This is a genomic window from Paraflavitalea pollutisoli, from assembly GCF_029360705.1.
Taxonomy (GTDB): domain Bacteria; phylum Bacteroidota; class Bacteroidia; order Chitinophagales; family Chitinophagaceae; genus Paraflavitalea; species Paraflavitalea pollutisoli.
In genome coordinates this window covers 157,523-171,553 of the sequence record NZ_JARKMX010000014.1, presented here as the reverse complement: position 1 = coordinate 171,553, position 14,031 = coordinate 157,523, and the positions used below count along the sequence as shown (strand labels likewise).

At 52.2% G+C, this 14,031-nt stretch carries 12 protein-coding genes; 2 read left to right on the top strand and 10 right to left on the bottom strand.

The features are described 5' to 3' along the window. Window positions 1-16: 16 nt before the first annotated feature. From P2W70_RS31295 to P2W70_RS31250, 10 genes are all read right to left on the bottom strand, one after another. Entirely contained in the window at window positions 17-697 is a 681-nt protein-coding gene (locus P2W70_RS31295; RefSeq protein WP_276485547.1) for a DUF421 domain-containing protein, read from the bottom strand. Window positions 698-775: 78 nt separating this feature from the next. Next, window positions 776-2,104 (bottom strand): serine hydrolase domain-containing protein, encoded by a 1,329-nt coding sequence (locus P2W70_RS31290; RefSeq protein ID WP_276485546.1) that lies wholly within the window; start codon window positions 2,102-2,104, stop codon window positions 776-778. Window positions 2,105-2,383: 279 nt separating this feature from the next. Beyond that, the gene (locus P2W70_RS31285; RefSeq protein ID WP_276485545.1) at window positions 2,384-3,796 is read right to left on the bottom strand and encodes a sulfatase family protein; all 1,413 of its coding nucleotides are present in this window, start codon (window positions 3,794-3,796) and stop codon (window positions 2,384-2,386) included. 147 nt (window positions 3,797-3,943) lie between these two features. Then, window positions 3,944-5,359: an OmpA family protein gene (locus P2W70_RS31280; protein ID WP_276485544.1), complete on the bottom strand. Its 1,416-nt coding sequence runs from the start codon at window positions 5,357-5,359 to the stop codon at window positions 3,944-3,946. A gap of 210 nt (window positions 5,360-5,569) precedes the next feature. After that, window positions 5,570-7,642, bottom strand: coding sequence for a hybrid sensor histidine kinase/response regulator (locus P2W70_RS31275; RefSeq protein ID WP_276485543.1), 2,073 nt, complete (start codon window positions 7,640-7,642; stop codon window positions 5,570-5,572). 201 nt (window positions 7,643-7,843) lie between these two features. Further along, window positions 7,844-8,908 (bottom strand): T9SS type A sorting domain-containing protein, encoded by a 1,065-nt coding sequence (locus P2W70_RS31270; RefSeq protein WP_276485542.1) that lies wholly within the window; start codon window positions 8,906-8,908, stop codon window positions 7,844-7,846. A gap of 99 nt (window positions 8,909-9,007) precedes the next feature. Then, the gene (locus tag P2W70_RS31265) at window positions 9,008-9,409 is read right to left on the bottom strand and encodes a DoxX family protein (RefSeq protein WP_276485541.1); all 402 of its coding nucleotides are present in this window, start codon (window positions 9,407-9,409) and stop codon (window positions 9,008-9,010) included. 31 nt (window positions 9,410-9,440) lie between these two features. Continuing rightward, window positions 9,441-9,881, bottom strand: coding sequence for a YHS domain-containing (seleno)protein (locus tag P2W70_RS31260; protein ID WP_276485540.1), 441 nt, complete (start codon window positions 9,879-9,881; stop codon window positions 9,441-9,443). Between the two features lie 15 nt (window positions 9,882-9,896). Then, window positions 9,897-10,367, bottom strand: coding sequence for a YHS domain-containing (seleno)protein (locus P2W70_RS31255; RefSeq protein ID WP_276485539.1), 471 nt, complete (start codon window positions 10,365-10,367; stop codon window positions 9,897-9,899). A gap of 16 nt (window positions 10,368-10,383) precedes the next feature. After that, window positions 10,384-11,679 (bottom strand): spondin domain-containing protein, encoded by a 1,296-nt coding sequence (locus P2W70_RS31250; protein ID WP_276485538.1) that lies wholly within the window; start codon window positions 11,677-11,679, stop codon window positions 10,384-10,386. 138 nt (window positions 11,680-11,817) lie between these two features. On the opposite strand from P2W70_RS31250, the gene P2W70_RS31245 reads away from it, so the two are divergent. Further along, entirely contained in the window at window positions 11,818-12,522 is a 705-nt protein-coding gene (locus P2W70_RS31245) for a response regulator transcription factor (RefSeq protein WP_276485537.1), read from the top strand. Between the two features lie 10 nt (window positions 12,523-12,532). Further along, window positions 12,533-14,014, top strand: coding sequence for a sensor histidine kinase (locus tag P2W70_RS31240; protein WP_276485536.1), 1,482 nt, complete (start codon window positions 12,533-12,535; stop codon window positions 14,012-14,014). Window positions 14,015-14,031: the final 17 nt, after the last annotated feature.

Genomic DNA, 14,031 nt, shown 5'->3' with positions numbered 1-14,031 from the left:
GGTGCAGCATGGCCGGTTAAGTAATACGGCGCGTATCGATCGCCTTCACCCATTCCTTTTTATCGCAGCGCGGGCATTGGTGCTTACCAGCCTTCAGCGGCAGTGTATGGGCACAATAACAACACGCATATAGTCCATCGCCCGCTATATGCGTGCAGGCTGTTTCGTAGGTGTCGGGCAATACCGGCAGGCCGGGCTTTACGTCTTTGTCTTCGAAGTAAAAGAAACTGACCGTACCATTGGTTTCCAGCACGGCGAGCCTTACCTGCCCCATGTGCTCGATGCTTTTCGCCCGCATCTCCGCAAAGAACTCATCCCGCGCAAACGGCGAGTTGCCTTTGTTGTTGAGCTCGATCTGTCCGTCTTTGATGATCGTCACCGGATCGCCTTCCAAAATACTTTCAAACCGTTCGAAGCGGGCCGATAACCAGGTAATGCCGCGGTAGAAGACGAGGATGGCCGTAAAAACGATGAGTGAAGGAACGATCGCATCATCCTGCCGGAACATGGGATCACCGGCTGCGGAACCCAGCGCTATGATGATGGCTACCTCGAAGATCGATAGTTGTCGCACCCCCTTCTTGCCCGAGGCCCGTAGCATCAGCAATACGAAGGTGAACATCAATAGCGTACGTATGAGTATTTCCAATGCGGCCGACCAGCTCAGGTCGCTCAGCAAGATCTCTTTCCACTCCATAAAAAGGTAGGTTGAATGGGCGGCCGGTTTTAAGGAAAGGGCTGCCACTGGCAGGTTTGCAAAGCCTGTGCCATGGGCTCATGGCTGCTTTGTAAACACTCTTTCTCCCTGGGGACGCTTGATGGTCATTTGTTTGTTGGCGGTATCGAAGGTAACGGTAACGCCGGGGGCGAGGGTAAAGGTGGTATCGGAGGTCGCTTCGAGCGGAATGGCGTTTCCATTGTTGTCGATGAACAGGTTGCTGCCGTTTTTGGTAACTGTCATCTTCGCCGGCGTACCGGCGATTACGTAAACACCAACATATTGATTGAGCAATTCGTCGCTCACGGCCACGGCGTCGAACGTAGGTACCTGGTAAGGTTTGTTCCAGTAGATGTCGAAAACACCGGCAACGATGTCCTTCACGGGATAGATCTTGGCATTGGTGGTATAGGCCAGGGCCAGTTTTTCAGTAGGCTCATAGGCCAGCCAGGAGCCCGACACATTGCTGCCGCCTGTATGGCCATACAGCGTGTGGCCGGCAAATGAGAAAGGTTCCATGCCCATGCCTTCACCGTCGCGCATCGTGGTCATCAAATCAAGACTTTTTTTAGAAAGCAGTTTCCCTTCAAACAAGGCGGTGATAAAGTGGCACATATCGGTTGGGGTGGCGATGATGGCGCCGGCACCGGCGGGAATGCTGAGGTCCATCTCCGGCACTTCCTTCCAGGCACCCATATACCGGTACGAAAGCGCCTCCTGCTTGCTTGTATCAGTGTTGCCGATACCCAGGTAGGTATTTTGTAATCCGATCTTTTTGTTGATGCGTCGTTGTAGTATGTCCGCGTAGGGCTTGCCTTCTACTTTTTCCAATATATAACCCAGCAGCACATAACCTGTATTGCTGTAGAGGTGCTGGCTGTCGGGCTCAAACAAGGGTTTGCCCTTGGCGATGGCGGCCACGATCTCTTCGTGGGTATGGGCTTGTGCTCTCCAACCGGGATCGACGGTCATGTCGGGGATGCCACTGCGGTGCTGCAGGATCTGTGCGATCGTGATCTTGTCTGCATTCGGAATCTGCGGAAAGAATTGGCCGAGGGGGGAGGTCAGTTTGAGTTTGCCTTCTTCCACCAGTTGCAGGATCATTACGGCGGTATAGGTTTTGGTGATCGAAGCAATGCGGTACCGGGTGTTGTCGGTCAACGGTTTATTGCCGGCATCGGTGATCTGCGCATAGCCAAATGAATGCGTGTACAGCAGCTTACCGTCTTTGGTGAGCGTGATACTACCCATGCCTTTGTGCTTGTCGAGCAGGCGGTCAAACAACAGATCGAGCCTGGCCTTGTCGAGTGTTTGGGCGTGGCTGATACCGCAAACTAACAGGCAGCACAGTATGGCCAGCATGGTTTTCATCCCGGTGGTAATCATGACGTTATTTTTAGGTGTGATTACTTATGGTTCAAAGCCCGTGAGCGCTATAAAAAGGGTGTATGGTTTCTGTGGTTAAAAGCACTTTGAATTGCAAAGTAGATAGATTCTTTAATATTTCAAAGGAAAAATAATGGAATGGCAGCCGGCTGATCCTGGTTTAATCTGCAGGCGGGTGCATCACCGTTGAGTGCCAGTCTGTTGGTGTGGAGGCATAGCGATATCGCTTGCCCGGGAGGCACGGAAATAGGATAGGTGGTGGAACTTTTGAGCGGTTGATTATGGTTGCGCGGTATACTTCGGCAATGATGTCCACCAGGTCATGAGCTTTGCCGAGAGTTTTTGTGCAATAGCCGGTTTGGTGGATGCCAGGTTATTATCTTCATGCGGATCTTTCAGGATATTGAATAACTGCGCACCGGTGCCATCGCTGTTCATCAATAGTTTCCAGTCGCCCGATCGGATGGCGAGTTGCGGACTTTTATCATGAGCTGCCGGGTACCGATAGGCGATGTTGTTGCGGCCATATTCCCAGCAGATGTCTTTTGTGCGGGTGGCTGGCTTGCCCAGCAATACCTTACTGATATCGGTTCCATCGCCCGCGTAAGGGCGGGGAAGTGGGACCTTGCAAATGTTGGCCAGCGAGGGCAGTAGATCGAGCCCGCTGATCACCGAACTGGTATCGAGCGAAGCAGCCGGGATATGACCCGGCCAGCTTATGATAAAAGGCATGCGGGTACCGCCCTCGTACAGGGATAATTTGGTGCCGCGTAGTCCGGCGGCGCGGCTGCCCCGGAAACTGGGCAAAGGGCCATTGTCGCTGGTGAAAATGACGATGGTGTTGTTGGCAATGCCCATTTTATCCAATTGTTCGAGCAAGCGGCCGATCTGCCGGTCGTATTCGGTGAGTACGCGTTTGAAGGCCGGCTCCTGCTCGGCATTGAGTGGCAGCTTGCCGGTATCGCCATCGTTTTTTTGCGGCACCCAGGGTGTGTGCACATCATCGGGCCATAGGTTGATGAAGCAGGGTTGGTCGGGGTGCCGTCGCAGGAAGTCGAGCGTTTTGTCGACGAAGTATTGGGTGCGGTTCCAACGCTTGATGCTGTCCTTGTCGGACCAGATCCAGTTGGTAGCTGTTAGTAATGGGTCGGGTTCAGGACTCTCGTAGGTGCTGGCATGTTCGTCAATGCCATATTGCACGAAGCCTGGTGCGTTCTTTACATCTCTGCCACCACCCAGGTGCCATTTGCCGAAATGACCGGTGGCGTATCCGGCGTTTTTGAAGAAGCGGGCAATGGAAGGGGCTGATGGATCGAGGAAGTCGACCTGTTCGGCTTCCCGGTTGTGTTTTTTATTGTCGAGGTAGGTGGCAAAGTTCCAGCGGCCGGGGTAGGTGCCCGTAAGCAGGCCGGCGCGCGAGGGGGAGCAGATGGGGGCCGGACTATAATACTGGTGAAAGCTGCGGCCTTGTTGTGCCAGCCGGTCAATGCCGGGCGTAGGCACGAAGCGGCCACCGAAGTGACCGATATCCGTATAACCCATGTCGTCCGTTAGGATGATGATAACATTGGGGCGTTGGCTGGAGGAGGCTTTGCCGGCGCTCCTGGTAGTTGATTGGGCAGGAGCCGTCCATGCAATGGCTAACAAAAATGCAGCAAGAACGGACAGTTTGAGCGATGCTGAATGGATCATGCAAGGTATTTGATGGTACCAGTAAAGTTTATTGATCCAATATAAGTAAATAAGTGATTGGCCGTTGCAGTAGTACTGATAGCAAAGCGGAGTGTCCGAATGGATCACTCCGCTTGTGGGGTTGGATGGCTCTATGGTAATGTGAGTCTATTGTATTTTCACTTCCACTCTTCTGTTCTGTGCTTTGCCGGCTTTTGTGTCGTTGGGGGCGATGGGCTCTCCCGATCCGCGGCCTTCGGTCGATATCCGGTCTGCACTGATGCCTTTGCTCACCAGGTAGGCTTTGGCAGCATCGGCCCTGGCTTGCGATAGCGGGTCATTGATCTTGTCGGACCCCGTATTGTCTGTATGACCAACCAGATTGATCTTGACTCCTTCGGGTGCACGTTGCATAAAGGCTACCACAATATCCAGTTCGGTCATGCCCTGTTTCGTCAGGATGGATTTGCTGCTGGCAAAGGTGACCCTGCTGGCTTCAAACTTCTCGATCTTCTTACAACCTTTCATTTCCGGTACACCAGGCTCGTTGGGGCACCTGTCTTCTTCATCATTGATGCCGTCGCCATCACTATCAGGAATGGGGCATCCCTGGTATTTTTCAAGGCCCTTCTCGTTGGGGCACTTATCCATTTCATCATTGATACCATCACCATCGGTATCGGGTACCGGGCAACCCTGGTACTTGGCCGTACCCTTTTCGTTGGGGCATTTGTCTTCTTCATCATTGATGCCATCACCATCGGTATCGGGAATGGGACAACCCTGGTATTTGGCGAGGCCGGTCTGGTTGGGACATTTGTCTACCTCGTCATTTACGCCATCGCCGTCTGTATCGGGAATCGGACAGCCTTGATAGCGGTCGAGGCCGATCACCGTCGGACATTTATCTTTTGAATCGATGACACCATCGGCATCTTTATCACCGGGTACGAATTTCCCGAACAATTTCAGTTTAATGCCTGCCTGTCCGCCCTGGTTGAAGTATTCGGGAGACGACGTGGTGTTGGCATTTTTAAACCCATGTATATACCGCGCATAAATGGTAATGCGCCCGTGTGGAATGAACTCGATGCCACCGGTGACGGCGATATCGTTGCTTTCAAAGGCATCTTTGTTGTCGGTATCGGTGTTTTTGTTTTTCGCACTCAGGAGAAAATCGAATTGCGGACCTACAAACAGGGCTACCGACTTTGAGCTCCATTTGAACAAGAGCGGTACGGAGAGGTAGTCGAGCGTTTGATCGAGATTGCCACTGGGACTGGGTGTTTTTATTTTGCCGCCTACGCGGGAGTATTGTACCTGCGGTTCGATGGATACTACTTTGCCGCCTAGCGGGAAGTTGGCCCAGAGTCCGCCGGCAAAGCCCGATTTCCAGCCGTCTGACTCGACGGAGCCGTTGTTGTCTCCCACGCGCAGCCTGGTCAGGTTATATGCGCCGAGGATACCCCCGGAAATGGTGTAACGCTCTTTGATGAGCTGTGGCATTTTATCTACCTCCTGTCCCTGCACAAAAACGAATGACAACAGCAGGATCATACATAACGTAAAGTATATGATTTTCATTTGCTTTAATTTAAGCGGGTGATGAACGAAACTGCAGTGTAGGGAAGGAGGTGAATGGATACTTAAACTTAATGGAATTGACCTGGCTCATCAAAACAAACCTGCACGGATTTAGCATTTGTGGCAACTGGGGAGGTATACCCGCAAAAAGAGCTGGGCGTGCTGTTGCCAGGCACGGTGCGAGGTAATAAATAAATATACCGGTGGCCGTTAAAGCGGAGGGGGCGTGTTGCTATCCCGGACAACCCACTTCCTGACCAGCTTTTCCAGGTCGTCGAGGGCAAAGGGCTTCACGAGAAAGTCATTCATGCCGGCTTCCAGGCATATTTCACGGTCACCGACCACATTGCCGGCCGTTAATGCGATGATCGGTTTATCGCGCATAGCAGGCTGCCGGCGAATGTGTTTACACGCTTCTATACCGTTCATTTCAGGCATTTGCACATCGAGCAACACGAAGCCGGGCGTGTACTGTTCGCAGGCAGCAATGGCCTCCAGTCCGTTGCTGGCTTCGTGGATAGTAGCGGTGGGCAGCAGTCGTTCTATGAGCGTGCGTGCAAAGATCTTGTTGACCATATTGTCTTCCACGATCAGTATGCTCAGGGGTAGATTGGCCAGCGATGCTTTTTGGGAGGTGCTGGAAGTGGTTGACTGATTAGCAATAGGAGGTGGGTCAATACGAGTGGTGGTGGATGCCGGTTCGGTATGGTCGTCTATCGTCACTTTCAGGACAAAATGGAAAGTGCTGCCTTTGCCTGGCTCACTGGATAACTGCAGCCGGCTGTTCATTTTTTCCAGCAGTAAGTTGCTGATGGAAAGGCCAAGCCCGGTGCCACCATATTTCCGGGTGGTGCTGGGGTCGGCCTGGGAAAATGATTCAAATATCTTAGCGGAGTGTTCTTTTTGGATGCCGATGCCGGTATCGCGGACTTGAAATAGTATATCCATTTGCCCGTCTTCGTGATGACGAATGGGCTCCACAGTTACTTCAATTTGGCCCTGCTCCGTAAACTTAACGGCATTGCTGAGCAGGTTGGTAAGCACTTGCTTCACGCGCAGCGGATCGATCAGTACCCTGGCCGGCAGCTGCTTCGATGTATTGATCAACACCTTCAAGCCTTTTTGCTGTGTTTGGAAGGCAATCAGATGGGCTGTTTCCTCCACGAGATCGGACAAATTCGTTCCTTCCAGGTTCAGCTCCAACTTGCCCGATTCGATCTTGGAAAAGTCGAGGATATCATTGATGAGGCCCAATAATACCGTAGCCGATTGGTTGATAATGGTACTGTATTGCGACTGTAGCGGAGTCATTGATGTTTCTTTCAAAAGACCTGCAAAGCCGATGATGCCATTGAGGGGTGTGCGGATCTCATGACTCATATTGGCCAGGAACCTGCTTTTGGCGGTGCTGGCTTGTTCTGCCTCCTGCCTGGCGCGCTGCAGTTCCTGTTCCTGGCGTACTGCTTCGGTGATATCGCGTCCAATGGCGATCAGGTGTCCAGAGGGCTGCTCCACCGTAATGGTCCATTGTACGGTGATGTAGACGTTGTGGTCTACCCGTAGACGATGCGTGAAGTGGATGGGCGCATCGCACAGGTGGCAGTCGTGGAAGAGGGCCAGTACAGCTGGCCGATCGTCGGGATGTACCACCTGGAAGAAGGAAAGCGTTGCCAGGCGTTCCCTGTCCACCGATATGGCCTTGCAGAAAGCCGGATTGGCTTTCAGGATGGTGCCACTGGGGGCAAAGAGGCCTACAAAATCGGCCGATACCTCGAAGATCTTTTCAAACTGCTGCGCTTCGTTTTTCTTTTTGTAGCTCTTGATGAGGGCGGTGGCTGTTTGCGCCAGCAGCAGGAATTGCTCTTTTTCGGCAGCCGTGAGTTTTTTGGGTTCAAAACCTACGATGCAGAAAGTGCCAAGTGCATAGCCTTCGTCGTCGATCATGGAAATGCCGGCATAGAAACGTACACCCTGCTCGGGCACTACACTCGGATGGAGGCGGAATCGCTCATCCAGCGTGGCATTTTCCACTTCCAGCAACTGTGTTTGTTGTATGGTGAAATTGCAGAAAGATTGTTCGCGGGCTATTTCGTTGGTGGTGAGTCCTATCCTGGATTTGTACCATTGGCGGGTTCTGTCAAACAGCGAAATGATGGCGATGGGCACATGGAAGAGGGAGGCTGTCAACCGGGTAATATGATCAAATTCTTCTTCCGGTGGCGTATCGAGTAAATTGTAACACTGCACAGCCTGTATCCGGCGTTCCTCTTGCAATAAGTCCATGGGTAATAGGTTGGATTCCTTAGATTGATGGGTAATCGCCTTCCTGACGATTACCTGCTATAGCTATGGACGCAATATCCTGAATTGTTGATAGACTATGAAAAAAAGAAGGGGCTAATTTTTAGCCCCTGCGTGTTTCTGCCAATTGTATGCAAACCGATTGAAAGTAATCTGATCCGGGTATTTTGATCGGGAGTGATTTTATTGTACGACGAACCGGATGGCTTTTTGCTGCACCTGTATCCAGTAAACGCCTGGTTTGAGCACCTGCAATTGGATGTATTGTTGGTAGAGGCCTTTCTGCAGCAGGCGGCCATTGTTGTCGTAGATGTTGAATGGCGTGTTGCTATTGACGCCGCTGAGCCTGATCTTTCCCGCCGTGGGATTGGGAAACACGGTGATGCTGTTGCGATCGGATGCCCCTCCAGGCCGAAGACGTGCGATATTACTGATGGCCTGGTTGCCATCCAGGTCATGCTGTATGACCCGGTACAGGCATTGGTTGTTGCCGGGAAGGGTTTCCGAAAAGCTGTAGGATAGTATGGTCGAACTGTTGCCATCGGCAGTCTGTGAGAGCACGAAGCCGATCTTCGTCCAGTTGCGACCATCCGTGCTCCGTTCAATGGAAAAGCCGGCATTCTGCTGTTCGGTATAGGTCTGCCAGCTAAGGGTTACCTGTTTGTCCACCACGGCCACTTGCAGGGGCGACCATAATACAGGCAGCAGGTTGTTATCCGTCGACATCGTGGTGTCGAGGCAGGGCAGGTTGATGTGAATGACGGCGCTGTCGTAGCCCAGCGTATTCAAAATGGTAGGAGAGGTATAAACGCCTCCCAAAACTAGGCCGAGGGCGGATGCTGAGGAATTATAGGTTGGGTTGTTGGAGGGGCGGTAGTTGCCGGCTGAACCGGTCTCCAAGGGTACACCGCTAACGTTGTTTGTCTGCGAGGGTTGATTAAGATTGGGGTTGTCGGAGAAAATGATCATCTCGTAGGTATAGAAAGTGCCTGCTGGGAGGGTGGAATTGGAGAAAATATTGGTGTAGGAGAAGTGGGTTTGAAAGGCGAATGATCCAGTGGTGCCGTCGTCGAAATAGATATTGGTAACACTGACTGAATCAAGCTTGATGGAAATGGATATGTCATACGAGTAGGGGCATCCGGCCGGATTGGTAACGGTCGGGAATTGGTACACTACCTGACTGAATAGGGAATGTGTCGACAGCAATAGCAGGCAGGTTATCCATTGGTGAAATCGATGTTTCATATTTTACAGATTTGCTGGCTAATAACAGGGTTGACACTTTTCGGCCTGTAAGACCGCCAGGTCTGCCAACAAATCTTGCCCCAAATTCATAACCCGGCGTTAGACACGATTTTGCTTTCTAATTAGTCCAATGCCGCGACGTTCAAAGGCCAGTAGTACCAGGCAACTGATCCATACCAGGAAAGCATAGAGAAACAATTGTCCGCCATCGCCCTGTACAGCAATGCCGAGCGTGGTAAAATGGAAAAAGAGGGCGCCCGACATGAGGCCCAGTCCAAGCAGGGCGCCGATGGATGTTGTGCGGGGCACCAACAACAATATGGCGGCAATGGCCTCCAGGATGCCAACCGTAATACGTCCCCACGGCTCCATGCCTACGGTGGTAAAAATATAGACCGATTCCGGCGCGGCCGTAAACTTGAAGAACAGGGTTTGCAGCATGATCACGGCTGCCAGCAGCCGCAGTATCCAGGTGATCGTATTCTTTGTACGTGTTTTCATGATTCGTTGTTTTTGAGTAAGGTAAAGGCGCTTATTGCGCCTTTACCGCCGGCCATTGCCGGTCTGCTTTTTCGATGAGGTGGGTGGTATCTTTCAACCAGCTTTGTTTCACCTTACTGTTGTAATTGAAATAAAGCTTGTTGTTAATGATCGTCCAGGTGTCGGTTTGCGTAGGCGCCTTATGCCCTTCTGCGGTGCCGTATGCACAGTAACCACCATATTGCGGAGCATAGGCCTCGGGGTTGGCCTTGAAGGCCTCGAGGTTTTCCCGGGAACAAAACTGCCATTGCGCTCCCTTGTACGTGTAGGAAAAACTATCGATGCCTTTCACCGGCATGGCAACCTTGAAAAAGGCGACCGGGTCGTACCCTTTGATGGCTTTGCCATCTACCGTGAAGACTTCTTGTTGTTGTGCCTGGGTGCTGAGTGTGGCCAGGAGTAACCCGCCAATGCCGAACAGGAGTTGTTTCATGTTGTCGATTCGATATTAGTGATGATAGTATTTGGTCCAGTTTTTATCTGCCGCGGTCTGTAAGCTGTTTTCTTCTTTGTTCCAGCTCTTCAATGTGTTGTTGAAGAATTTGTTGTAAAACAGGTAGAGCTTGCCGTTGAGTATCTTGAATGTTTCCGGGTCCACTTCCACTTTCTCGCCTTTGGCGCCCATGGCATAGGCGCACCAGCCGCCGTATTGTGGTTCGTATTTCGCCGGATTGGCCTTGAACAGGTCCCTGTTTTGCGGGCTGGCAAACCGGTAGGTGATGCCCTCATAGACCATGCTAATCTCCTTTTTACCTTCCTGCGCTTTGTTGCCGGTAAAATAGGCTACCGGGTCATAACCCTCTATGGCCAGGCCTGTTTTTTCGATGTTGAATTGCTGCTTGCGCTGGCTGGTCTCCTGTCCGTATACCAAGGTTATACTCAGTAGCGCGAGCAGGAGTGTGCCGATGATCTTTTCCATGTTGTTGTATCGTTGTTTATTGTAAGGTTACTTTCAGGATCTGCGCTATGGGAGGCAGTGTCGTGAACGCATTGGGATTGGGTACCGTTTGAATGGGTAAGCTTTCGGATAACGGGGTGCCGGCGAGGTTGAACTGGGTAATGCCGGCTCCGGGAAACTGGTTGATGGCCGTGCCATTGTCAAACAATGCGACGGTACTTGTTACATCGCCTTTCTGTGTGGCGGCAATATCATTGCCCGTGGTAGCGAAGAACCAGTCATTGGAAAACCCATACATCGTGGCGATCGCTATTCTGTCGCCTGTGTGGAGCATTAATGATTGGGATACTTTGCCGCCAGCGTTCTCACCGATGCGGGGCAACAGTACGGTGGTGGACGCTGCTTTCAACACATACACCTGCTGTACGCCCATCTTTTGTTGCAGGCTGGCTGCCAGTATATCGGCATTGCCTTTTTGGGCCAATTCTTTCAGGCCCTCGCCCCGGTCTTTTTCTCCTGGCTGGTAGAAAGGATTGTTGTCGCCTTTGTATACCACCACCAGCACGGGTGATAAGGGGGTAAAGATACCGGTTTGTGCGGTGAGGTAACTGCTCAGCATCATATTATCGCCCCGTTCTGCGATATCGGTCAATCCGTTGGCGGATGGCTGGTTGCTGGCATACACGGGTGTTGGCAATAGCAGGTCCTGACCGGCCACATAAGAGATGGCCCATACGCCGGGACTGAAAGGTGTTTCGTTGGCGGTGCCGCCCGAGTGGTTGCTGATGGTGAGGGTGAACATCGAGTTGCCGTTGTAGGCGAGGGTGAGTTGCATGAGCTGCGAGGCGGCCAGGTAGGTGTTGCCATAGTCATCGAGTCCGTTCACTTCTTTGATGTTTTTGGGGGTGGCTTCTGCCGTACCCGGATGCGTGACTTTCATGCCGGGTGCCTGGTTAAGGCGGGTGCCATTGTCCCACAGCTTTACCTGGGCCGATACGTCGCCGGTAATGGGGCTGCCGTCGTCGTTGTACAACCGGATGCCGGGATTGGCGGGGGCAAAGAAAAGGTCGTTGCTCCAGCCGTACATAGTGGCGAAAGAGAGGCGCTGGTTCTTAGCGGCAGAAAAAGTAATGGAGGCAGACTGACCGGGGAGGATGACTGGTGGTGTGCCAGGCCCCATAAAAGTACCCGATTGCACGAGCGGTTTGGCCGCCAATACGTTCTCGATCATCAGGGTAGCTGGTTGGGCCATGTCTTCGTGGTCTTTTTTGCAAGCCAGGAGGGATATCGTAGCGGTGAGCAGGAGCGTTGCCTGCAGGAGTTGGTGTTTCATGTCTTTCTTTGTTTTTTGATGGTACAAAGGAATCCAGGCGATATCCCAAAGCGGTTGCAGAAGTATAACAAAAGTATCACAACGCTGTACGGATGCCATTTTTCCTGAATTTTGGTAAAATATCAAACCCACAAGCCTATGCATAAGGTGTTGCTGCTGGAAGATGATGCGCAGATCGTCGATTTGCTGACGATCCACCTCGTGGACCTGGGATGTGCCGTACAGACGCAGGCCAATGGTCAGCAGGGGCTGGCCCTGGCGCTGGACCAACCCTTCGACCTGATCATCCTCGACCTGATGTTGCCGGGCATGAATGGGATGGAGGTTTGCAGGCGCCTGCGCCAGGTAGACCGGCATACACCGGTACTGATCCTTTCGGCCAAGTCGGAGGAGATCGACAAGGTGGTAGGATTGGAAACAGGGGCCGATGATTACCTTACCAAGCCATTTAGTGTACGGGAGTTCATTGCCCGGGTAAAGGTCATCTTTCGCCGCAAAGAAGAGGGTAGAGGCGTGCCGGAGGCCACAGCCCTTACATCGGTATTGCGTTTTGATGGACTTGAGATCGATACCGAAAAAAGAAAAGTGACGCTGAACAATAGCCGGGTAGACTTATCCCCCAAAGAATTTGACCTGGTCACGTTGCTGGCCTCCAATCCGGGTAAAAGTTATAGCCGCAAGCGGCTGCTGAACCTGGTATGGGGATACGATTTTGAGGGGTATGAACATACCGTCAATTCGCACATCAACCGGTTGCGGGGCAAGATAGAGGAAGACATCGCTCATCCGCGTTTCATCCTCACGACCTGGGGAGTAGGGTATCGCTTCAACGAAGAACTGTAAAGCCAATCACATGTCTGTAAAAACGATCCGGGGCAACCTGTTATTCTGGAAGATCACCGCGGCCTTTACGATCCTGTTGATCGTGCTGGGGCTGGTCTATGTGCTCATTGCCTCCCGGCTATCACGCTCTTATTATACCATGGCACACCAGGAGTTGTATGGCAATATTGCTTCGCACCTGGCCGAGTTTACGCATCCTATCAAAAATGGACAGCCGGATACCGCGGTAACGCACGATATCATTCATTCGATGATGGTGGCCAATCCCAGCGTCGAAGTGTATTTGCTCGATACGACGGGGCGCATTACCGACTACGTGGTGCCCGATCGTTCGGTGCGGCAACACCAGGTGGATATTGGTGTGGTACAGCAATGGTTGGCGATGAAGGGGGGCGAACGACCGATGGGGGATAATCCCAAAATGCCGGGAGAGCCCAGCATCTTTTCGGCAGCACCGGTATACGAAGGTGGCAAACTGGCGGGGTATGTCTATGCGGTGCTGGCCAGTGAAAAGCAGCAGGAGATCCTGCACTCGCTCAACGGCGACCTGTCGTACAAACTGGGCATCTATCTCTTTATCTGTGCGCTGCTGATCGCGCTGATCGTTGGTGCGATCACGTTTTTCCTCATAACAGACAGCATTTGTCAGATTGCGGGCGTGGTGCGGCGGTTCAAAGAAGGAGATTATGCGGCCCGCATTGAAGGTCATGGTAAGGGCAACCTGGGTATGCTAACGAGTACCTTCAACGAGATGGCGGATGTGATCGTCGATAATTTCGACAAGATCAGCGCGACGGATAAGTTCAGGCAGGAGTTGATCGCCAATGTATCGCATGACCTGCGTACGCCGTTATCGATCATGCAGGGGTATATCGAAACCCTCCTGATCAAAAAAGACCTGAGCGAAGCAGATAAGGATAAATACCTCAACATCGTGTTTGAAAGCAATAAGAAGTTGTCGGGTTTGGTGGATCAGTTGTTTCAATATGCCAAACTGGAGGCCAATCAGGTACACCCGGAGAAAGAGCAATTCCTGCTCAATGAACTGGCGGCAGATATCCTGCTATCGTACCAACTGATGGCGGAGGCTCGGCGTATCGACCTGCGCCTGGAATCAAGTGGCACACTGGCCCCGGTATTCGCGGATATTGGATTGACGGAGCGGGTACTGCAAAACCTGATCGACAATGCTTTCAAGTTTACACCCGATGGTGGGCGCATTACCGTGTTGCTGGAAGCTACGCCGGAGGGCATACTGGTGCAGGTCGTGGATACGGGCATCGGGATTGCCCAGGAAGAGCTGGCCCTGATCTTTGACCGTTACAAGCAACTTAATGAGGGGCATACGCCGAAGAAAGGCATGGGCATTGGGTTGGCCATTGTGAAAAAGATACTGGAGCTTCACCAGGCTACGATACAGGTGATCAGTAGTCCGGGCCAAGGGGCGGCATTCCGGTTTGTGTTGCCGGCTTTGCCGCGTTCCCTGACCTAGTTTTTATGAGTTGGACA